The sequence below is a fragment of the Dactylosporangium sp. CA-233914 genome, from assembly GCF_050942935.1.
In the GTDB taxonomy this organism is placed as follows: Bacteria; Actinomycetota; Actinomycetes; order Mycobacteriales; family Micromonosporaceae; genus Dactylosporangium.
In genome coordinates, this window is the sequence record NZ_CP192030.1 from 1,882,758 (window position 1) to 1,903,556 (window position 20,799).

At 72.9% G+C, this 20,799-nt stretch carries 20 protein-coding genes and 2 tRNA genes; 11 read left to right on the top strand and 11 right to left on the bottom strand.

What is annotated here, in order from left to right; all coding sequences use genetic code 11:
• The first annotated feature begins 47 nt into the window (after positions 1–47).
• On the top strand, positions 48–608 hold the full coding sequence (locus ACQPY0_RS08550; RefSeq protein WP_432986651.1) for a DUF305 domain-containing protein: 561 nt from the start codon (positions 48–50) through the stop codon (positions 606–608).
• Between the two features lie 136 nt (positions 609–744).
• Here ACQPY0_RS08550 and ACQPY0_RS08555 read toward each other — a convergent pair whose 3' ends face one another.
• Entirely contained in the window at positions 745–1,479 is a 735-nt protein-coding gene (locus ACQPY0_RS08555) for a hypothetical protein (RefSeq protein ID WP_432986652.1), read from the bottom strand.
• Positions 1,480–1,745: 266 nt separating this feature from the next.
• Between ACQPY0_RS08555 and ACQPY0_RS08560 the strand changes: the two genes are divergently transcribed.
• The 4 genes from ACQPY0_RS08560 to ACQPY0_RS08575 all read left to right on the top strand — a co-directional run bounded on the left by ACQPY0_RS08560 (position 1,746) and on the right by ACQPY0_RS08575 (position 4,056).
• A complete protein-coding gene (locus tag ACQPY0_RS08560) occupies positions 1,746–2,984 on the top strand; it encodes an FAD-binding protein (RefSeq protein WP_432986654.1) in 1,239 nt (412 codons plus the stop codon).
• A gap of 9 nt (positions 2,985–2,993) precedes the next feature.
• On the top strand, positions 2,994–3,782 hold the full coding sequence (locus tag ACQPY0_RS08565) for a fumarylacetoacetate hydrolase family protein (protein ID WP_432986656.1): 789 nt from the start codon (positions 2,994–2,996) through the stop codon (positions 3,780–3,782).
• A gap of 74 nt (positions 3,783–3,856) precedes the next feature.
• A tRNA-Gln gene (locus ACQPY0_RS08570) sits at positions 3,857–3,928 on the top strand.
• Between the two features lie 55 nt (positions 3,929–3,983).
• Positions 3,984–4,056, top strand: a tRNA-Glu gene (locus ACQPY0_RS08575).
• A 200-nt stretch (positions 4,057–4,256) separates the two neighbouring features.
• Here ACQPY0_RS08575 and ACQPY0_RS08580 read toward each other — a convergent pair.
• The 3 genes from ACQPY0_RS08580 to ACQPY0_RS08590 all read right to left on the bottom strand — a co-directional run bounded on the left by ACQPY0_RS08580 (position 4,257) and on the right by ACQPY0_RS08590 (position 7,896).
• On the bottom strand, positions 4,257–6,182 hold the full coding sequence (locus tag ACQPY0_RS08580) for a hypothetical protein (RefSeq protein ID WP_432986658.1): 1,926 nt from the start codon (positions 6,180–6,182) through the stop codon (positions 4,257–4,259).
• A gap of 225 nt (positions 6,183–6,407) precedes the next feature.
• Positions 6,408–6,674 carry a hypothetical protein gene (locus ACQPY0_RS08585; RefSeq protein WP_432986660.1) on the bottom strand — a complete coding sequence of 89 codons (267 nt, stop codon included), beginning with the start codon at positions 6,672–6,674 and terminating at the stop codon, positions 6,408–6,410.
• A gap of 535 nt (positions 6,675–7,209) precedes the next feature.
• On the bottom strand, positions 7,210–7,896 hold the full coding sequence (locus ACQPY0_RS08590) for an IclR family transcriptional regulator (RefSeq protein ID WP_432986662.1): 687 nt from the start codon (positions 7,894–7,896) through the stop codon (positions 7,210–7,212).
• 49 nt (positions 7,897–7,945) lie between these two features.
• On the opposite strand from ACQPY0_RS08590, the gene leuC reads away from it, so the two are divergent.
• From leuC to ACQPY0_RS08605, 3 genes are all read left to right on the top strand, one after another.
• A complete protein-coding gene (gene leuC, locus ACQPY0_RS08595; protein ID WP_432986664.1) occupies positions 7,946–9,364 on the top strand; it encodes a 3-isopropylmalate dehydratase large subunit in 1,419 nt (472 codons plus the stop codon).
• Between the two features lie 16 nt (positions 9,365–9,380).
• The gene (gene leuD / locus ACQPY0_RS08600; protein WP_432986666.1) at positions 9,381–9,968 is read left to right on the top strand and encodes a 3-isopropylmalate dehydratase small subunit; all 588 of its coding nucleotides are present in this window, start codon (positions 9,381–9,383) and stop codon (positions 9,966–9,968) included.
• A gap of 136 nt (positions 9,969–10,104) precedes the next feature.
• Positions 10,105–10,701 carry an HU family DNA-binding protein gene (locus ACQPY0_RS08605; protein WP_432986668.1) on the top strand — a complete coding sequence of 199 codons (597 nt, stop codon included), beginning with the start codon at positions 10,105–10,107 and terminating at the stop codon, positions 10,699–10,701.
• A gap of 206 nt (positions 10,702–10,907) precedes the next feature.
• Here ACQPY0_RS08605 and ACQPY0_RS08610 read toward each other — a convergent pair whose 3' ends face one another.
• The 5 genes from ACQPY0_RS08610 to cofC all read right to left on the bottom strand — a co-directional run bounded on the left by ACQPY0_RS08610 (position 10,908) and on the right by cofC (position 16,747).
• The gene (locus ACQPY0_RS08610) at positions 10,908–11,783 is read right to left on the bottom strand and encodes an NUDIX hydrolase (protein ID WP_432986670.1); all 876 of its coding nucleotides are present in this window, start codon (positions 11,781–11,783) and stop codon (positions 10,908–10,910) included.
• Positions 11,771–13,288, bottom strand: a complete 1,518-nt coding sequence (locus ACQPY0_RS08615) for a CHAD domain-containing protein (protein WP_432986672.1) — start codon at positions 13,286–13,288, stop codon at positions 11,771–11,773. Before ACQPY0_RS08615 ends, ACQPY0_RS08610 begins: the two co-directional genes overlap by 13 nt.
• 16 nt (positions 13,289–13,304) lie before the next feature.
• Entirely contained in the window at positions 13,305–15,560 is a 2,256-nt protein-coding gene (locus tag ACQPY0_RS08620) for an RNA degradosome polyphosphate kinase (RefSeq protein WP_432995079.1), read from the bottom strand.
• A gap of 264 nt (positions 15,561–15,824) precedes the next feature.
• Positions 15,825–16,022 carry a cold-shock protein gene (locus ACQPY0_RS08625; RefSeq protein ID WP_432986674.1) on the bottom strand — a complete coding sequence of 66 codons (198 nt, stop codon included), beginning with the start codon at positions 16,020–16,022 and terminating at the stop codon, positions 15,825–15,827.
• 5 nt (positions 16,023–16,027) lie between these two features.
• The gene (gene cofC / locus ACQPY0_RS08630) at positions 16,028–16,747 is read right to left on the bottom strand and encodes a 2-phospho-L-lactate guanylyltransferase (RefSeq protein ID WP_432986676.1); all 720 of its coding nucleotides are present in this window, start codon (positions 16,745–16,747) and stop codon (positions 16,028–16,030) included.
• A 73-nt stretch (positions 16,748–16,820) separates the two neighbouring features.
• On the opposite strand from cofC, the gene ACQPY0_RS08635 reads away from it, so the two are divergent.
• The 3 genes from ACQPY0_RS08635 to ACQPY0_RS08645 all read left to right on the top strand — a co-directional run bounded on the left by ACQPY0_RS08635 (position 16,821) and on the right by ACQPY0_RS08645 (position 19,794).
• A complete protein-coding gene (locus ACQPY0_RS08635; protein ID WP_432986678.1) occupies positions 16,821–17,546 on the top strand; it encodes a lysophospholipid acyltransferase family protein in 726 nt (241 codons plus the stop codon).
• Positions 17,543–18,574, top strand: coding sequence for an NAD(P)H-dependent glycerol-3-phosphate dehydrogenase (locus tag ACQPY0_RS08640; protein ID WP_432986680.1), 1,032 nt, complete (start codon positions 17,543–17,545; stop codon positions 18,572–18,574). Before ACQPY0_RS08635 ends, ACQPY0_RS08640 begins: the two co-directional genes overlap by 4 nt.
• Before the next feature lie 104 nt (positions 18,575–18,678).
• Entirely contained in the window at positions 18,679–19,794 is a 1,116-nt protein-coding gene (locus ACQPY0_RS08645) for a cystathionine gamma-lyase (protein ID WP_432995081.1), read from the top strand.
• A 124-nt stretch (positions 19,795–19,918) separates the two neighbouring features.
• On the opposite strand, the gene ACQPY0_RS08650 is transcribed toward ACQPY0_RS08645, so the two are convergent.
• Entirely contained in the window at positions 19,919–20,458 is a 540-nt protein-coding gene (locus ACQPY0_RS08650; RefSeq protein WP_432986682.1) for a DUF3515 domain-containing protein, read from the bottom strand.
• Complete coding sequence (locus tag ACQPY0_RS08655) at positions 20,458–20,691, bottom strand: Lrp/AsnC ligand binding domain-containing protein (protein WP_432986684.1); 234 nt, start codon at positions 20,689–20,691, stop codon at positions 20,458–20,460. The genes ACQPY0_RS08650 and ACQPY0_RS08655 overlap by 1 nt, the downstream gene beginning before the upstream one ends.
• Between the last annotated feature and the right edge of the window lie 108 nt (positions 20,692–20,799).

The window sequence follows — 20,799 nt, forward strand, 5'->3', positions numbered from 1 at the left end:
CCCGCGCGCCGGGCGTGTCGCCCCGACCCAAGGAGACTCCCGGATTCATGAAACGCTTCGCGCCCCTGCTGCTCGCGGCGTTCCTGCTGGCGGGCTGCGCCGCCGCCCCGGCGCAGCCCGCCCCCGCAGCCACGCAGCAGCGCGTCTTCAACGACACCGACGTCATGTTCAGCCAGATGATGGCCGCCCACCACAGCCAGGCCCTGCAGATGGTGCGCCTGGCCCGCTCCAAGGCCGTCCGCGACGACGTGCGCACGCTCGCGGCCGCCATCGACGTCACGGAGACCGACGAGCTCAAGACCATCCAGGGCTGGCTCGGCGCCTGGGGCCAGCCCCCGGCCGCCGACCCGTCCTCCCACGCGGGCCACGGCGGCGCCCACGGCGCCAGCCCCGAGGACATCAAGGCCCTGGAGTCGGCCACCGGCGCCGGCTTCGAGACGAAGTTCCTCAACCTGCTGATCGCCCACCAGCACAACGCCATCGAGATCGCCCGGATGGAGACCGGCACAGGCGTGAACCCCGGGGCGTTGGACCTGGCCAAGCGAATCGACGAGTCGCGCACCGCCGAGATCCAGCAGATGCTGCGGTACCTCAACCAGCCCGCCTGACCCCATCACCGCTTCGCCGTGCCCGCCCCGTACGCCGCCCGCCCCGGCCCGAGTCCTGACAGGCGTCCGCTGAGTCCCCGCGTCTACCCCGGTGCGCTGGGCGACCGCGCGCCGGGCGTGTCGCGGCGGGAGCCGGTCACTCGCACCCGATGCCGTCGTGGTCGTTGTCGAGGCCGTACGGGTCGCTGCCGATCACGCGGACGGGCCCCTGAACGTATGACGGCCCGTTGCCACCGCCGCCGGCGCAGTCCACGTCGACCGGATCGTTCGGCACGCACGGCGTGTAGTTCGGGTTGCAGTTCGCCGCGGGCGGTTTCGTCGCGGTCTTCGTCGCCGGCGGCTTCGTGGTCGGCGGCTTCGTGGTCGGCTTGGTGGCGGGCTTCGTCCCGGCCGTCGTTGCCGTGGCGCCCGGTACGACCGCGGCGGTCGTCGGCGCGGCGCTGGGCGCGGGTGCGTCGGTGGTGGCTGCCGTGCTCGCGGCCTGAGCACCGCCGACGGCGGAATGCGACGCCACCGGCTCGCCGATGGGCGCGCCGAGTGCCCCGTTTCGCGCGACGTCCCGGGTTTTCGCCGGCTTCTCCTGGTTGCCCGCGGCGGCGACCACGATGCCGCAGAAGACGAAGACGCCGAGCACCGCGGCGGCCAGGACCAGGTACCACCCGTGCTTACGGACCCCGCCCCCGGGCGCGGACGCAGCGAAACCGCCCGCGCCTGCGGGCGCCGGGGCGTCATGGCCGCCGGCGGGTTGGGGCCGCCCGGCGAGCCGGGGCGGCCCGAACGGCGGCAACGGCTCCAACGGCGAGGCGGAGCGCCGCAGACCGGGGTTCTCCGGCCGCCAGGGGCCGGTGCCGTGCGGTTGTTGAGAGGTCACGATGCGAAGTCTGCGCGGGCGCCCGAGCCCGAGGAACGACCGAAGTGGCCCGCTGTCGCCTCGTTCGGTGGTGAACGACGTCCGGCCGGGGACCGGCGCCCGCCCATTCGGGTCGCCCCGGCTCGAAGATCGGCGATGCCTGCTCCGCCGCCCGGCGCGCGGACGCGGGCCACGTGCGGGCGCGTTCCGGCTGCGCCGGGGGCGCGGGCGTCCGGGCCGGGGCCGCTACGGTGGCGGGGCAGGGCACGGTTCGGCGGGGAGGCGACATGACCGAGCGGCTGAGGAACTGGGCCGGGAACATCGAGTTCGGGGCGGCGCGGGTGCACCGGCCGGACCGCGTCGAGCAGGTGCAGGAGATCGTGGCGGGGGCGGAGAAGGTGCGGGTGCTCGGCACCGGGCACTCGTTCAACCCGATCGCCGACACGGACCACGACCTGGTCAGCGTGGGCGGACTGCCGGCCGACGTGCGGATCGACACGGAGCGGATGACGGTCAGCGTCGCGGGTGGGGTGCGCTACGGGGAGCTCGCGCGGCGGCTGGACGCGGCCGGGTACGCGCTGCACAACCTCGGGTCGCTGCCGCACATCTCGATCGCCGGCGCGGTCGCGACCGGCACGCACGGGTCCGGAGCAGGACTCGGCAACCTCGCCACCGCGGTGGCCGGGGTCGAAATCGTCACGGGAACCGGGGAACTCATGACGCTCCGGCGCGGGGACGCGGACTTCGACGGGGCCGTGGTCGCGCTCGGGGCGCTCGGGATCGTGGTGCGGGTGACGCTGGACCTGCTGCCGCGGTACGAGATCAGCCAGCACGTCTTCGAGAGGCTGCCGAGGGCGCAGCTGGATGCCCACTGGGACGAGATCGCGGCGGCGGGGTACAGCGTCAGCCTCTTCACCGCCTGGGGCGGCGACACCGTCGACCAGGTCTGGGTCAAGCGGCGCGACGGGGACGCACCCGCGCCCGCGCGGTTGTTCGGGGCTGAACCGGCGGCGGGGAAGCGGCACCCGATCGCGGTGATGTCGCCGGTGCACTGCACCGAGCAGGGCGGCGTGCCCGGGCCCTGGCACGAGCGGCTGCCGCACTTCAAGCTCGAGTTCACGCCGAGCAGCGGCGAGGAACTGCAGACGGAGTACTTTGTGGCGCGCGCGGACGCGGCCGAGGCGTTCGCGGCCGTGGGGCGGGTGCGCGACGTGGTCGTGCCCGCGCTGCAGATCTGCGAGATCCGCACGGTCGCGGCGGACTCGCTGTGGCTCAGCCCGCACTACGGGCGCGACAGCGTGGCGCTGCACTTCACGTGGGTACCGAATCTTGATCTTGTTCTTCGGGCGGTTGACGCGCTGGAGGAGGCCCTTGCGCCGCTCGGGGCGCGGCCGCACTGGGGCAAGGTGTTCCGGCACGCTCCGCGCTCCGCGCGCGGACGCGACTTCGCCGCGCTCGCCGCGCGCCTGGACCCGCGCGGCGTCTTCCGGAACGCGTTCGTGGAGCGCCACGTGCTCGCGGAGTAGATTCCACCCGTGCGTATCGCTCGTTTCGCCCACAGCAGTGGCATGTCATTCGGGGTCGTGGAGGGTGAGCCGGCGGCCGGCCTCTCCGGGCTCACCGTCGCGGAGATCGAGGGCCACCCGTTCGGGGAGCTCCGGTTCACCGGGCAGCGTTGGGCCGTCGCCGACGTGCGGCTGCTCTCGCCCATCCTGCCCAGCAAGGTGGTGTGTGTCGGGCGCAACTACGCCGACCACGCCGCCGAGCTCGGCAACGACGTGCCGAAGGAGCCCCTGCTCTTCCTCAAGCCGTCCACGTCCGTCATCGGCCCCAACGACGCGATCCGGCTGCCCCCGCAGTCCCAGCAGGTCGAGCACGAGGCCGAGCTCGCCGTCGTGATCGGGGTCACCGGCGCGCGGCGGGTCGACCGCGCGGGTGCGGCCGCGGCGATCTTCGGCTACACCTGCGCCAACGACGTGACCGCGCGTGACCTGCAGCGCAAGGACGTCCAGTTCACGCGCGCGAAGGGCTTCGACTCGTTCTGCCCGATCGGCCCGTGGATCGTCACCGGTGTGGACGTCGGCGACGTCGAGGTGCGCTGCGAGGTCAACGAGGAGGTCCGGCAGCTCGGCCGGACCAAGGACATGGTCTTCGATGTGCCGACGCTGGTGTCATATGTGTCACACGTGATGACGCTGCTGCCCGGCGACGTGATCCTCACCGGCACCCCCGCTGGAGTGTCGCCGATGGTCCACGGCGATGAGGTCGTGGTCTCGATCGAGGGCATCGGCGCGCTCGCCAACAAGGTCCTGACCTTGGAATAGGCGCGTCGGCGATAACCGATTTGGCGTGGAACGGCGGCTCCGGTAAAGTTCTGTTCCGGCGCGGTAAGCGCCGATGGGGTATGGGGTAATTGGCAGCCCGACTGATTCTGGCTCAGTTAGTCTAGGTTCGAGTCCTGGTACCCCAGCGCCGCAGCAAGATCGCGGTGCTGTAGTGTTTCACCGCACGTCAGCACGTACTGGGGCCCCGTCGTCTAGCGGCCCAGGACGCCGCCCTCTCAAGGCGGTAGCGCCGGTTCGAATCCGGTCGGGGCTACAGAGCGCCTTAAGGCCGCTCAGAGGCTTGATGCCACTGAGCGGCCTTCGTGTTTCCGGCGGCGGTTTACGCGGCGCCCGTGGCGGCCCGGCGCCTCAGCGCGATCAGGCGGCGCCGCGGCGTCTGGGTGACCATACGCGCGGGCGCGGCGCCCGCGGGCCGATTCCGGCCCGTCGACGCCGCGCCCCACGCCCATCGGGTCACGCCATGACGAGCCGGACGTGCAGCACCGCGTCCGCGCCCTCGTGCGCCGCCGTCACCCCGACCGCCCGGGCGGGTACGCCGAGCGTCGCGCCCGTGAAGTACAGCGCCGCGACCGGGCGCTCGACCGCACCCGCCATCGCCCGCTGGAACAGCGCGTTGTCCGCCAGCCGCGACGTCCCGCCCGCGTACGTGCTCGAGCGCACCACGACATGCTCATCGTGCTGCTCACACGTCGCCTTGCTGATCTTCGTGAGGTCCGAAAGCTCCTGCTGCGTCCGCGCGGCCGCGGCGGCGTCGGCCATCTTCAGATCGAGCAGCAGCGGCCCCGCCGCCGTCTCCCCGTCCAGCTCGCCGGCCAGCGTGAACGACACCGTCTGCGCCGAGCTGAGCCCGGACGCGAGCGACGCCGCGAGCTTGCGCGGATCCACGACGTTCGTGAGCGCGGGCACACCTTCGCGGCGGATGATCTCCACCTCGCCGTTCTTGCCCAGCTCACCGAAGATCTCCGGGTGCTCGGCGACATACTTCTTGAACGCCTCCTCGTCGCCTGCCGCCAGCCCCGGCGGCAAAGCGTCGATCGGCGGTGCCATCCCGACATCCGCCATCCCGAGCAGGTCCAGCGGCAGATAGCCCGGTTCCGGGCCCAGCAGCGGCTCGAGGTCCCCGAGCGGTCCGGAGAGCACCCCGGCGCTCTGAGCGTCCCCGGAAAGGGCCCCGAGGGCGTTCACGACGTCCGTTCTCCCGGCATCGGTACCGAGCGGAAGCCCGCCGGCCCCGATGACGCGAACGGTGGCCTCGAGGGAGTCGTCGGACGCGCGCACACCGACAACCGCGACGCCCGTGATGTCCAGCCCCGGCCCGGCCACCGGGACCGAATACGTCGCCTCCGCGCCCGGCGTGGCGTCGGCGCCTTGAGCGCCGCTGGCTCCCGCGCCCGGCGTGGCGCCCGGTGGCGGGCCGTTCTGCGGATCGAGCTCGCCCGGGTACACCTCATGCAGCTCCGGGTCGAGCTTGCTGACCTTCGCCAGGTCGGCCCAGCCGATCGCCGCCTGGTCGCCCGGGAGCGTCGCGATCGCGGAGCGGAACCCGGCGTCCTTGGCCAGCGGCGCCCGCCTCGCCTCCGCGGCCGCGGCGGTCGCGGAGCCCTGCGCGTCGAGCTGGCCGATGGCGATCAGCGCGTAGCCGTCCTCGACCACGAAGCCCAGGCGGTCCGTGCCGCGTTTCTGCTGCGCCGTCGTCAGCGCCGCCCGCGCCTTGCCGTCGTCCCGGGCCGACGCCACGACGAGCGTCACCGGCTGGCTCGGGCGCCCGGGCGCGGCCCACATCGCCACCCCGATCCGGTCGTCGAACCAGGCGGCGATGTCGGCGTACGTGATCGGGGCCTGCAGCTGCTCGAACAGCTCGCGTTTGACGTCCTCCAGCTGCTGCCCCGACGTGGCCTTCGATTTGCGCAGCAGCTCCTCGAACTTCAGCCGCTGCTGCAGCCCCGGCGTCAGGTTCACCCGGGCGAACGCCACGACCGAGGCCGGCATCCGGTCCTCGGGCAGCGCACCGCTGGGCTTCTGCCAGCGCTGCATCACCGCGTACGCGCCACCGGCCGCGAGCACGGCCACGACCACGGCCGCGGCGCTGAGCACCATGGCAAGCCTCCGCCGCGGCCGCACGGCCTCGGCGGGAGCGCCGCCCATGCTGTCGGCGGACAGCGCGCCCGCGAGCGCTATGTCAACCGCCGCAAAGCTCCCGGGTGCGGGGGATGCGACCCCCGCGTCCGCGTCCGTGTCGTTGCTCCCGTCCGGCCGTGCGCTCGCGTCCGCGCCGCCGGGCGTCGGTGCGGCGTCGGCGGGCACGCTTGGCGGCTGCGAGATGGCTGACGGCTCGGTGCGGCCGGTGTCAGATTCTGACGGATTGTCCGTCGTTGACATGATTGTGCCTCCCCCGCTTCATCTGAGCGCGATGGTAGTGGCGGCGTGCACCGTCTCAGATCCACCGAATCGGCAGGGTCGGCGCGCCACGAGACGGCGACTCGCCCGCGCCGATGAGCCGCGCGGGCGAGTCACCGTGTCTGCCACCGGCTGCCGTGCCGGCCGGTGGCCACCGTTTTGCATCGGGCTGGCGCCGCGCAGGGGGCGGCGTCCGGACCGCAGGTCTCAGAGCTGGGTGGCGATGCCCAGGATCGCGGCGATGAACACGAACAGGCCGATCATCGCCGTCATGCACCCGCCACGGCCGCTGCCGCCGCTGGACTGGGCGGGCGGCGGGAGCTGCGGCTCCTGCGGCGTCGAGGGGGAGTTGGGCGCGTCGGGGCCGGCCGGGCCGTTCCCCGAGGGGGTGGCCGGCGTCCCCGCCGAGGGGGAGGAGTGGAGGCCCGCCGAGCCGTCCGGCTCGGGGCTGGCTGGTGTGGTCGATTCGGGCACTGGCGTTCCTTCCAGCTGATGCGCTCCGGGGCCGCGCCCCGGATCCGCCGATGCAGTACGCGCCCGCGCCGGTACTCCCGGAACTCCGCACGGCACGTCCCGCCGATCGTAGGCGCGTCCGCGCGTGGCGCAACCCACGCCATGTCGCCGGGGCCGGGCCGGCGTTTCCCAGCCGCTCACCCGCGCACTCACCCGCTTTCGCACCGCGGTCCCGCCGCCCGGCTGTGCCGCGTTCCAGTCACCATTGGCGTCCAGCGTTTCGGGCGCTCCGGGTGTCTGCGCCTCCGTGCGCCCCGACCACCTCCCGTCGCGCGTTTCGCGTCCGTGTCAACTCCCGATGGCGGGTTCGCGCAGGGGAGGCGGCCTCGTGCACGGCCCGAGGCCCATGGCGACGCGTCCGTGCGGTCGCGGGTGGCGGCACAAACGCCTCCGGCCCGGCCGCGAAAGGCCGAGCCGGAGGCGGGACGTCAGGAAGCCGACGAAGCTGTGGCGCGACGAAAGGAAGACGAAAGGAAAACCGCAGCCCGGGGTGGTGCTACAGCCCGGAGAGGCGCTGTCCGGCGCGCACGACCGCCATCGCGTGGCGGTCGCCCGGGCGGCGGCCCAGACGTTCGATCGGGCCGGACACGCTGATCGCCGCGATCACCCGACCCGTGCGGTCCCGGATCGGCGCGGACACGCTCGCCACGCCCACCTCGCGCTCGGCGACGCTCTGGGCCCAGCCACGGCGGCGGACCTCCGCCAGGGTGCGGCCGGTGAACTTGCAGCGCGGCAGCAGCGGCATCACGGCCTCGGGGGGCTCCCAGGCCAGGAGGACCTGGGCGGCCGAGCCGGCGGTCATGGGCAGCACGGCACCGATCGGGACGGTGTCGCGCAGGCCGCTGGCGCGCTCGGCCGCGGCCACGCACAGGCGTTCGTCGGCGCGGCGCAGGTAGAGCTGGGCGCTCTCGCCCGTCGCGTCACGCAGGGCGGTCAGCATCGGCTCGGCGGCGGTCAGCAGGACGTCGGGCGCGGCGTTGGCCAGCTCGCCCAGGCGTGGGCCCGGGCGCCAGCGGCCCTGGGCGTCACGAACAAGTAAGCGGTGGATTTCCAGCGCCTGCGCCAGGCGGTGCGCGGTGGCGCGCGGAAGCTTGGTCCGCTCCACCAATTCCGCGAGGCTGGCGCCGTCGACGCAGGCGGCAAGGATGACAACCGCCTTGTCGAGCACGCCCACACCGCTCATACTGTGTCCCACAGACCGAAACATACCTCCCAAATTTTAGGATGTCCAGATGGTGGGAGAAGCACAACAGCAGCCGCGAACGCTGGCGGAGAAGGTGTGGGACGCGCACGTCGTGCGGTCCGCAGACGGCGAGCCCGACCTGCTCTACATCGACCTGCACCTGCTGCACGAGGTCACCAGCCCGCAGGCGTTCGACGGCCTGCGCATGTCCGGGCGGCCGGTACGCCGGGCCGACCTCACGATCGCGACCGAGGATCACAACACGCCGACCGACAACCTGCTGACGATCAGCGACCCGGTCTCGCGCACGCAGATCGAGACGCTGCGGCGCAACACCGCGGAGTTCGGCGTCAAGCTGCACTCGCTGGGCGACGCGCAGCAGGGCGTGGTCCACGTCATGGGTCCGCAGCTGGGCCTCACCCAGCCGGGCATGACCATCGTGTGCGGCGACTCGCACACCTCCACGCACGGGGCGTTCGGCGCCCTCGCGTTCGGCATCGGCACCTCCGAGGTCGAGCACGTCCTGGCGACACAGACGCTGTCGCAGGCGCGGCCGCGCACCATGGCGGTCAACGTCGTGGGCGAGCTCGGGCCGGGCGTGACCGCCAAGGACGTGGTGCTGGCGCTCATCACGCAGGTGGGCACGGGCGGCGGGCGCGGGCACGTGGTGGAGTACCGCGGCCCCGCGATCGAGAAGCTGTCCATGGAGGGTCGGATGACCATCTCCAACATGTCGATCGAGTGGGGCGCCAAGGCCGGTATGATCGCGCCGGACGAGACGACGTTCGCCTATATCGAGGGCCGGCAGTACGCGCCGAAGGGCGAGGACTGGGAGCGCGCCAAGGAGTACTGGCGCAGCCTGCGCACCGACGAGGGCGCCAAGTTCGACACCGAGGTGACGCTGGACGTCTCGCAGCTCACCCCGTTCGTCACCTGGGGCACCAACCCCGGCCAGGGCGCGCCGCTGGGCGGCTTCGTGCCCAGCCCGGACGACTTCAGCGAGGACGCGGAGCGCGTGGCGGCGCAGAAGGCGCTGGAGTACATGGCGCTCACGCCGGGCACCGCGCTGCGCGACGTCGCGGTCGACGTGGTCTTCCTCGGTTCCTGCACCAACGGGCGGCTCGAGGACCTGCGCGCCGCGGCCGAGGTGCTGCGCGGGCGCCGCGTCGCCGAGAGCGTCCGGATGCTCGTGGTGCCCGGCTCCGCCTCCGTGCGCGCGGCCGCGGAGGAGGAGGGCCTCGACAAGATCTTCACGGAGGCCGGTGCGGAGTGGCGCTTCGCGGGCTGCTCCATGTGCCTGGGCATGAATCCGGACACGCTCAAGCCCGGCGAGCGCTCCGCCTCGACGTCCAACCGCAACTTCGAGGGGCGCCAGGGCCGCGGTGGCCGCACCCACCTCGTCTCGCCGCCAGTCGCCGCCGCGACCGCCGTCGCCGGTCACCTCGCCGCCCCTGCCGACCTGAACTAAAAGGGACACGAACATCATGGAGAAGTTCACCGTCCACACCGGCACCGCGGTCCCGCTGCGCCGGTCCAACGTGGACACCGACCAGATCATCCCCGCCGTGTATCTCAAGCGCGTCACCCGCACCGGGTTTGCCGACGGGCTGTTCAACGCCTGGCGTTCGGACCCGGATTTCGTCCTGAACAATCCGGCCTACGAGGGCGCCTCGATCCTCGTCGCCGGGCCCGAGTTCGGCACCGGTTCCTCGCGTGAGCACGCCGTTTGGGCTTTGCAGGACTACGGATTCCGGGCCGTCGTGGCCCCGCGTTTCGGTGACATCTTCCGGGGCAACGCGCTCAAGGGCGGCCTGCTCCCGGTCGAGCTCGGCATCGACAGCGTCGAGTCGCTGTGGGCCGCGATCGAGGCCGACCCGACGCTTGCGGTAACGGTCGACCTCGAGGCCCGCCAGTTGCGTGCGGGCGACCGGGAATGGGACTTTCCGCTGGACGATTTCAGTCGCTGGCGGTTGCTGGAAGGCCTCGACGACATCGGTCTCACCCTTCGCCACGAGGGCGCTATCACCGCGTTCGAACAAGGCCGTCCGGAGTGGACACCCGTCGTTCGCTAGCCCCCGCAGGGCGTCTCGATGAGCCGTCGGTCAAATCCGTTACTCCACAACGATTTCTTTTCCGTCATATGTTTGTATCCTGTGTGCGTTGGGATACCTTGCCCACAGGGACTTCATTTCTGGTACGGGAGGAAACGTGAACAAGGCCGAGCTCATCGAGGCGCTCAGCGCTCGCCTGGGCGACAAGAAGTCGGCGAACGCGGCGCTGGACGCGGTGCTGGCCGAGATCCAGGCCGCCGTGACCAAGGGCGACAAGGTCGCCATCACCGGCTTCGGCGTCTTCGAGAAGCGCGTTCGCGGTGCGAGAACCGCCCGCAACCCGCGCACCGGTGAAGCGGTGAAGGTGAAGAAGACGTCGGTTCCCGCGTTCCGCGCCGGCGCCAGCTTCCGCGAGATGGTCGCCAGCGGCAAGGTGCCGAAGGTCGCCGCCGCCGCGAAGAAGACCACCGTGGCGAAGGCGACGACCGCGAAGGCGACGGCCGCCAAGGCCACCACGGCGAAGGCGACGACGGCCAAGGCCGCTCCGGCGAAGGCCGCCGCGACCAAGACCGCGCCCGCCAAGGCCGCCACCAAGGCCGCTACCAAGGCCGCTCCGGCGAAGAAGGCCGCCGCCAAGACGACCCGCGCCGCGGCGTCCACGACGGCCCGCAAGACGACGACGGCCACCACGGCCGCCGCCAAGACCACGACCGCCGCCAAGAAGGCCCCGGCCAAGAAGGCCGCCGCCAAGTAAGCAGGCAACGAAAAGGGCGGCGCCGCACCAAGCGGCGCCGCCCTTTTCGCATTTCTACGGTGAACGACTCGGGACGACCGAAGCGGTGGGCGACCAGGTACCACCGAGGCAATGGATCACTCGGGAACAACCGGAGTGGTGGACGACTCGATTCCCCGAACGGAGTTGATGACCCGCAACCGCCGAAAGGAGTGAGCGGTCCGGGATCAACGAACCGTCAGCGGCGTCAATCGGTCCCGGCCGGCGATACGGCCGTCGGCGAAGCACAGCACCCACCCCGCGCCCTTGCGGGTGTGGAAGTTGACGTCGGCGCGTTTCGTGAGCTCCGTGAGCAGCGGCGGCATGAGCTTTCCCTGGCTGCACACCACCGTGGTGCCGCCGCGCCGCGCCAGCTCCGTCAGCGCCGCCGCGGCCGGCTCGGGCGGCGCCAGCTCGTCGAACGTCGCGTCGAGCCCGACCGGCAGCCCCAGCGGCTCCACCGTCTGCCGGCACCGAACGGGGGTGGCTGACACCACCCGGTCGGGCCGGAGCAGCGTCAGCAGGCCGCTGAGGGCCTTCGCGTCGCGCTCCCCGGCCGGCTCCAGCGGCCGCTCGTCGTCCGGGCCCGTCCAGTCCTTGCGCTTGCCGGCCTTGGCATGGCGCACGAGCGCCACCACGGCCGTCACCGGCGGCAGAGCCAGGAACGCGCGGACGACGCCCCGGTCATGGGCGTAGCTCAGCAGTGCCTGCGCCTCGCCGGCCGGCACCCACCGGGCCTCCTCGATCTCGTCGTCGGCCGGCCGCGGTGTCCACGCGACCGCGCGCATCGACCAGAAGTCGACGCTCTTCTCCACCCCCGGCTCGCCGGTGAGGTATCGCACCGAGGGCAGCCGCAACTGGGGCACCGCCTCGACCGCCGTCTCCTCGAACACCTCACGCACCGCGGCGGTCAGCTCGTGCTCGCCCGGGTCGAGCTTGCCCTTCGGCAGCGACCAGTCGTTGTATCGCGGCCGGTGCACCAGCACGATCTCCGGCGCCCCGCCGGCGGTCCGCCGCCACACCACGCCGCCCGCCGCCCGGACCACCGAGTTCACTTCAGCCATGCGATGTTCTTTTCCTCCATGACCGGCTCCCACACGGCTGGAAAGTCGGCGCGGGCGCGGGTCACGGCGGCCCGTTCGCGCTCGAACAGCCGGCCCGCCGTCACCGCCAAGTCGTGGTCGCCCGGCGCGGCCGCGGACGCTGCCAGCCAGGCGTCGGCGGCGATGGCCGCGTCCTGATGCTCGCCGAGCACCGCCTGTGCCCGCGCGACCGCCTTCGCCAGCTGCTTCGCTTCCGGGCCGACCACGGCGGCGACGGAGTCGGCGGCGTAGCGGGCCCGCTTCGCACGCTTGCGGACCTCGTGCCAATCGTCGTCGGGCAGGTCCGGGGTCAGCCCGCCCGCGCCGGGAATGCCGCCCCCGCCCTCGACCAGCCGCCGCCACGGCTTGCGCACGATGCCGGTCAGCACCTCTTCCGCCCGCTCCCACGCCAGGGGCGCCAGGCGGGGCGCCTGCACGGCGCCGACGAGGGCGTCGAGCAGCTTCACGTATCGCTTCGAGTGCAGCGCCGCGTCCAGCACCCCCAGCGCCGCCTCCTGCCGCGCCGCCAGCGCCGCGTCGAGGCGCGCCACCGCCGCCGGGTCGGCCGGCACCAGCGGGTCGGCCGCGGCCGTGCGCCGCAGTCGCTCCCGCAGCACCTCCACGTCGCGGGCGCCGCCGAGCGCCTCGGCGAGCCAGGCCAGCTCCGTGCGCAGCTTCGCCGTCCACTGCGGGTCCAGCAGCGCCTGGAACGTCTGCAGGTCGCTGCGCAGCCGCCGGGTGCCGACCCGCATCTGGTGCACCGGGGTGTCGCCGTTGGGCATCGTCTCGCGCAGCCGCGCGAACGGGTCGTGCTCGAAGATTCGCGCGACGTCGCGGCGGATCGCCTCGGTCACCACGTCGCCGGCGTAGACGGTCTGGGCCCGCCCGGGCGCGGCGAGCACCGGCGCCGCCAGCGGGGCCATCGCCCGCTCGTGCTTGGGCACGAACGCGTCCGTGCGGGCGCCCGCGGCCAGCAGCAGCTCCTCGATGCGGTCCAGCAGGTCCGGGCCGCCCCCAGCCCGCTCGAGCTCGATCTCGCGGAACCGCAGCCGGACGTCGCGGCCGTCGAGCACGCTCACGACGTCGTCGGCGACCTCGGCCAGCACGGTGCCGCCGGCGTCGGTCACCTCGTAGACGGTGCGCACCGTGCGCAGCACCGCGGCCGGCTCCAGTGCGCGGCCGCGCCGGTAGGCGGTGATGAGGTCGGCGAGCTCCGGGGGTACGACACCCGCTCCGGCCGAAGGCCGGGAGTGCTCGTGGCGCACCCCGGTCTTCGAGGACGGCAGCTTCAGCGTCCAGACCTTCGCCCGCGCGTCGTTCTTGCGGTGCCGCAGGGCGACGCCGTGCCGCGCGAGCAGCCGTTCCGCGGTGTCGTAGTAGGTCGCGCGCAGCGTCACCGGCTCCCGCGCGCGCACCGTCCCGGCGGGGCTGAGGTCGGGCATGGTGAACCCGTCGTCGGCCAGGTACTTACGCTCTTCCTCCAGCATCCAGCCACCCTACGGTTCACTCCACCCGGTCGACGATCCGGCGCAGCAGCGCCTCCTGCGGGTTCTTGCCCGGCCGGCGGTGCCACTCGCCGTTGCCGGAGAGCTCGAACGCGCCGGTGTCGTCGCGCATCATCAGGCTCAGCGTGCGGTTCAGCTCGTCCTGCGAGGCCGGGTCGGTGACCTGCACGAGCGCCTCGACGCGCCGGTCGAGGTTGCGGTGCATGAGGTCCGCCGAGCCGATCCAGTACTCCGCGCGGGCGCCGTGGCCGAACCGGAACACCCGCGAGTGCTCCAGGAACCGGCCCAGGACCGATCGGACCCGGATGTTCTCCGACAGGTCCGGCACGCCCGGGCGCAGCGCGCAGATGCCGCGCACGATCAGGTCGACGCGCGTGCCCGCGCGGCTGGCCCGGTAGAGCGAGTCGATGACCTCCTCGTCGATGAGGGAGTTCACCTTGAGCTGCACGAGGCCGTCCGCGCCGTAGGCGACCTCGCGTTCGATCCGCTCGATGATGCCGCGGCGCACCCCGTGCGGCGCGACCAGGAGCCGGCGGTACGACGTCTGACGGCTGTAGCCGGTGAGCACGTTGAACAGGTCCGTCAGATCGGCGCCCACCTCCGGGTCCGCCGTCAGCAGCCCGTAGTCCTCGTAGAGCCGCGCCGTCTTCGGGTGGTAGTTGCCGGTTCCGATGTGGCAGTAGCGGCGGATGTGGTTGCCCTCCTGGCGCACGACGAGGGCCGTCTTCGTGTGCGTCTTGAGGCCCACGAGGCCGTACACGACGTGGCAGCCCGCGCGCTCCAGCGTCCGCGCCCAGCCGATGTTCGCCTTCTCGTCGAAGCGAGCCTTCACCTCGACCAGCACGACCACCTGCTTGCCCGCCTCCGCCGCGTCGACGAGCGCGTCGACGATCGGCGAGTCGCCGCTGGTGCGGTACAGCGTCAGCTTGATCGCCAGCACGTTCGGGTCCGCCGCCGCCTGCTCGACGAAGCGCTGCACGCTCGTTGAGAACGAGTGGTACGGGTGGTGGACCAGGATGTCGTGGTCGCGCAGGCGCGCGAAGACGCTGCGGGGCGTCTCACCCTCGGCGAAGTGCGGGTGCGTCGCGGGCACGAAGGGCGGGTCCTTCAGGTCCGGACGGTCGACGCCGTTGTACACCTCCCACAGCGCGGTCAGGTCGAGCCACCCGGGCACCCGCAGCACGTCGTGGGAGTCCATGTCCAGCTCGCGGACGAGCAGCTCCAGCACGTGGTCCGACATCGACGCCGCGACCTCCAGGCGCACCGGCGGCCCGAAACGCCTCCGTGCGAGCTCGCGCTCCAGCGCCTGCAGCAGGTCCTCGTCGCGGTCCTCGTCGAGCTCCACCTCGGCGTTGCGCGTCACCCGGAACAGGTGGTGCTCGAGCACCTGCATGCCGGAGAACAGCTGCCCGAGGTGCGCGGCGATGAGCTCCTCGACCGGCAGGAAGCGCATCACCCGCGCGCCGTCGCGCGCGGCGTGCAGCGCGAAGAACCGCGGCACGTTGTTCGGCACCTTGATCCGGGCGAACAGCTCCGGGCCGCCGTCCTTCTCCCGCACCACGACGGCCAGGTTCAGCGACAGGCCGGAGATGTACGGAAACGGGTGGGCCGGGTCCACCGCCAGCGGTGTGAGCACCGGGAAGATCTGCTCGCGGAACGACGCGCGCATCCGTTCCCGTTCGGCCGGGTCCAGCTCCGCCCAGCGAACGATGTGGATGTTCTCATGGGCCATCGACGGCGCGATGTCCTCGGCGAAGGCCCGCGACTGCCGCGACATCAGCGCGGAGGCGCGCTCGGCGATCTGCTCCAGCTGCTCCGTCTGCGGCAGGAAGCCGGGCCGGCGCACCGGCAGGCCGGTCTGCAGGCGGCGCTTGAGGCCCGCGACGCGCACCATGTAGAACTCGTCGAGGTTGCTGGCGAAGATCGCGAGGAACTTGGCCCGCTCCAGCAGTGGCGTGGCGGGGTCCTCGGCGAGCGTCAGCACCCGCGCGTTGAAGTCGAGCCAGGACAGCTCGCGGTTGAGGTACCGGTCCTCCTGTAGTGGCTTCTCCTCCTCCGGCGGGGCGGTGGCCACCGCCCCGCCGGTCGCCCGGGCGCCGTCCGGGGCTGTGGTGTCTGTGGCCGGCGCGGGGCCGCCCGTCGTGGGCTCGGCCTCGGCCGCGGGAGTCGATGCGACGGGCGCCGGCTCGGCGGGCATCGCCGTCCCCGCCGCCGCGACCGGGGTCTTCTGGATCGGCACCCGCTCGGGCGCCATTGCCGTGTCTGTCGTGGCCTCGTTCACCGTGACCTCGCTCACCGTCGATTCATCGGCCGCCGCCGCGCGCGTGGCCTTCGTGGCTCGACGAGCCCGGGCCGGGGTCCCGTTCCCACCTGACCTCGTCGTCCTGGGCGGTCCACTCGCCGGGTCGGGCCGCTGGGCGGCGGTGCGCGGTCGGCTTCGTCCGGAAGTGCTCTCGTCCACCGGATCATCATGGCCCGTTTGTGCCGGTCTGAACATGAACTTCCCGCTGCTTGGCCGTCACGGGAGGGTGGGCAGCGTGACTTTCGTGACAGTGCCCGCCTCGTCGCGGTCGAGCCGGACCCGTTGACCCAGCCGCAGGTGCCGCAGCCCGGAAGCGTCGAACGCCGCGGCGGGGAACGTCACCTCGGCCCCGTCGTCGAGCAGCACTGTGCCGGTACGACTCTCGTCGTCGAATGTCGCGACCGTGCCCTGCATACCGATCACGCTACCGTGTAGAGGACTTGTCCGGTATGTGCGCCGAGTCCCAGCCGCGCCGCGGCATCGAGATCGGCCGCGGTGTCCACGTCGCGTCGAAGGCTCGGCCACGCTCCGTCCAGCCGTGTCGCGCCCGAGCGCAGGTGCGCCCCGGCGGAACCGGGCCCGAAGTGCGGCGCCAGCGCCTCGCCGGCGGGCGCGGCCAGCAGCACCGTCCCCGTCCCCTCGAGATCGGGAACGAACGCCCGCCGCCCCGCCCGCGCGGCCGCGACCAGCGCCGACTCCAGGTCCGCGGGCCGCATCGCGGGCAGGTCCGCGGTGAGCGCGACGACGCCGACGTCGCCCGCATCGTCGGCGGCGGGGCCGTCCGCCGGGTGGCGGGGCGCGACGGAGCGCCGGGCGGCCTGAGCGCCGTGGGCCAGGGCGGCGTTGAGGCCCGCCGCGGGCGCGTCGGGCAGGCACAGCGCACCGAGGGCGGTCAGCTCCGCGCATACCGCCGGGTCGTCGCAGATCACCACGACGCGGGCGACCACGCGGCAGGCGAGGACGGCAGCTACCGTGTCACGGGCCATGGCCAGGACCAGATCGGGGTGTACGGCCTCGGGCACCGCGCCGCGCAGGCGCGTTTTGGCCGCTGGCAGGGGTTTGACGGGGACCACGGCCACCCAGGCGGCCGGCCGGTCGGGTGCCGTCGGCTGGGGCGTCGATTGGCCGTGGCAGTGCATGAGCCATCCTGACACGGCCACCGGGCGCCCGGCAGTGGCATGATTCGCAGCAGAACCGTGAGGGGAGGGTGAGATGGTGCGCCAGAGGCTGGGCTTCTGGCGGCGTTTCGCCGTCGTGACCGTCAAGCCCGCGATCCAGGTGCTGACCCGCCGCACCTGGCGGGGCATGGAGCACATCCCGGGCGAGGGCGGGGTGATCATCGTGGTCAACCACATCTCCCACGCGGACCCGCTCGCCGTGGCGCACTACATCTACGACGCGGGCCGGTGGCCGTCGTTCCTGGCCAAGTCCAGCCTGTTCGAGGTGCCGGTGCTGGGTTACCTGCTCAAGGCCGTCCACCAGATCCCGGTCCGCCGGGGCACCACCGACGCCGTCAAGGCCCTCGAGGCCGCGCGGGCGGGCGTGCGGGCCGGCGAGGCGGTGGTCATCTACCCCGAGGGCACCACGACGCGCGAGCCGGACCTGTGGCCGATGCGCGGCAAGACCGGCGCGGCGCGGCTGTGGCTGGACACCCGGGCGCCGATGATCCCGATCGTCATGTGGGGCCCGGAGCAGATCTACGACCCGCGGACGAAGAAGCTCAAGCTGCTCCCGCGCGCGAAGATCACGATCGTGACCGGCGAGCCCCTCGACCTGTCGGCCTGGTCGGACGCGCAGCCCACGGCGCAGGTCCTCGGCGAGATCACCGACCACGTCATGCTGCACCTGCGCGACATGCTGGCGCAGATCCGCGAGGGCACGCCGCCACCCCTGTGGACCCCGAAGCGCACGCAGCGGCCCGAAGAGCAGGCGGCATGAGCATCCAGCGCGCGGCGGTCCTGGGAGCCGGCTCCTGGGGCACAGCATTCGCGAAGATCCTGGCCGACGCCGGCACCCCGGCCGTGACCGTCTGGGCGCGCCGCCCCGAGCTCGCCGCCTCGATCCGTGACCGGCACACCAACCCGGACTACCTGCCCGCGACGTGGCTGCCGGAGGCCGTCACCGCCACCGCGGACGCCCACGAGGCGATCGACGGGGCGGACCTCGTCGTGCTGGCCGTGCCGTCGCAGACGCTGCGCGCCAACCTCTCCGCCTGGAGCGGCGCGATCGGCGCGGACGCGACCCTGGTGAGCCTCATGAAGGGCATCGAGCTCGACACCCTCAAGCGGATGAGCGAGGTGATCGTCGAGGTTGCCGGGGTCGAGCCCGACCGCGTCGCCGTCGTCACCGGCCCCAACCTCGCGCCGGAGATCGCCGCCGAGCAGATCGCGGGCACCGTCGTGGCGTGCCGCGACATCCGCCGCGCCGAGCTCGTCCAGCGAGCGATCAGCACGCGCTACCTGCGGCCGTACACCAACGACGACGTCGTAGGCTGCGAGCTCGGCGGCGCCGTGAAGAACGCGATCGCCCTCGCCTACGGGATGGCCTCCGCGCTCGGGTTCGGCGACAACACCAAGGCCACCCTCATCACCCGGGGCCTGGCCGAGACCGGCCGCCTGGGCGCGGCCCTCGGCGCCAACCCGATGACGTTCGCGGGGCTGGCGGGCCTGGGCGACCTGATCGCGACGTGCTCGTCCCCGCTTTCGCGCAACCGTACGTTCGGCGAGCGCCTCGGCCGCGGTGAGACCCTGGAGCAGGCGCAGGCCGCGACCCGGCAGACCGCCGAGGGTGTCAAGAGCTGCCTGTCAATCCGTGACCTCGCGCACAGCGTCGGCGTGGAGATGCCGATCACCGAGCAGGTCGAGCAGGTCTGCCACGAGGGTGTGGACCCGCTCAAGGCGATCGCCGCCCTGATGGCGCGGGAGACCAAGCCGGAGCGGCCGGGCGTCCCCTCGACCGGCCGATGACCGCCACCGAGCCCCCCGGCCCCACCCGGGCCGGGGCCGGGGCCGGGGCCGGGGCCGGGGCCGGGGCTGGCCCGGCATCCACCGCGGCCGCGGAGGGTGCCGGCGTGCCCGTGCGGGGCGACGGCACGCGGGTCGTGCACGCCGGGGTGCCGGCGCCGGTCGCCGGGAAGCCGTTCATGCCCTCGCCGGTGTTCGTGGCGCCGTATCACCTCGATCCGGTCGCGGGGCCGCAGGCGGGCGTGGACGGGTACGGGCGGACGGACAACCCGACGTACCGGATGCTGGAGCAGGCGATCGGCGAGCTGGAGGGCGGCGAGTGCGTCGTGTTCGCCTCCGGCATGGCCGCGATCACCGCAGTCCTGCTCGCCACGCTGCGCGGGGGCGACACGGTGGTGCTGCCCTCTGACGGGTACTTCCTCACTCGTGCCTTCGCCGGCGAGCACCTGCCCGGGCGCGGGGTCGAGGTGCGCACGATGCCGACGGCGGGGCCGTATCCGGCGTTCGACGACGTGCGGCTGCTGCTGCTCGAGACTCCCTCGAACCCCGGACTCGACGTCTGCGACATCGCCGATCTCGCCGCGCGGGCGCACGCGCGCGGGGGCCTCGTCGCGGTCGACAACACCACGCCGACCCCGCTCGGGCAGCGGCCGCTGGACCTGGGCGCGGACTTCTCGGTCGCCTCGGCCACCAAGGCGCTGACCGGGCACTCCGACATGCTGCTCGGGTACGTCTGCGCCCGCGATCCCGAACTCGTCGCGTCGATCCGCACGTGGCGCGCGCGGACGGGCGGCATCCCGGGCGCGTTCGAGGCCTGGCTGGCCCACCGCTCGCTCGGCACGCTGGACCTGCGCCTGGCGCGGCAGACGGCGAACGCGGCGGCCGTGAGCGAGCTGCTGGCCGGCCATCCGGCCGTCGCGTCCGTGCGCTGGCCCGGCCGGCCGGGCGACCCCGCGTTCGAGGCCGCGGCCCGGCAGATGCGCCGCATCCCCGGCGTCGTGACGTTCGTCCTGGCCGGCAAGGCCGCGGTGGACCGCTTCCTGGGCGCGTCCGAGCTGGTGTTCGCCGCGACGTCCTTCGGCGGGCTGCACTCCTCGGCGGACCGGCGGGCTCAGTGGGGCGACGACGCGCCCGAGGGTCTCGTGCGCTTCTCGTGCGGCGTCGAGGACACCGCCGACCTGGTCGCGGACGTCCGCCGCGCCCTGGACGCCGCCCTGGGCTGATCCCGCCGCGCCGTGGACGCCGCGGTGGGCGGTGTCGCGGTGGGCGGTGTCGCGGGGGAGTACGGAGCGGGCCTCCTTGAGATCGGTGCGCGGGCGCGCGACACCGAAACCGAGGAGATGGGGTTCAGCAGTGCACCTCGCCGGGGTCCGTGGCGGGCACGGTGGCGACGATCGGCGCTGAAAGGTGCACCAGCCAGGATCCGTCGGCGGACTTCGGCACCACCACGCGCAGCGGCACCTGGCGATCGATGGTCCGCCAGACGGACTCGGACGAGCGCTCTTCCAGGAACCAACATACGTTCGACAGGCCCAGCAGCTGCGCCTCCGGGGGAACCGCGGGGGACGGCACGCCGCAGGAGATCACGATCGCTGGGTCGCCGTAGGCGGCGTTCTGCTCGCCGCCGGCCGTGACCGGGCGGCGGCGCAGGCCACCGAGCTCCTCCGGGAGGCGGGCCACCAGGGCACGGCACACCGCGGCCGGGGACGGGGCGAGCTGGGGAGCCTCAGCTGGTACGGCTGCCACGCTCGGCTCTTTCGCCCCACCCGGGAAACCACCCAGGCCCCAGAAGGCGAGCAGGCCCGCCACCAGAGCGATCGGCAGCGCCGCGAGGGTCGCGACCCGCGCCGGGCTCGGTGCGGGGCGCGTCATGGTGTCGGTGGTCACTACAAGTGCACCACCGAGCAGGTGACTGTGCGGGTGATTCCGGGCACGAGCTGGACCTTCGAGACGATGAGCTGGCCGAGCTCGTCGATGTTGCGGGCCTCGGTGAGCACCACAACGTCGTACGGGCCGGTGACCGCGTCGACGCGCACCACCCCGGTGAGACCCTGGATGGCCGTGGCGACGTCGCGTGCCTTGCCGACCTCTGTTTGGATCAGGATGTATGCCTGTACCACGACACGACTCCCTCCCTGCGCTGTCCGGGCGCTGATCAGGCGTCAACCTACCGCAAGAATGGGATCGGCAAATCAACCGCCGTGCGTGATCATGCCATGACACGCGGC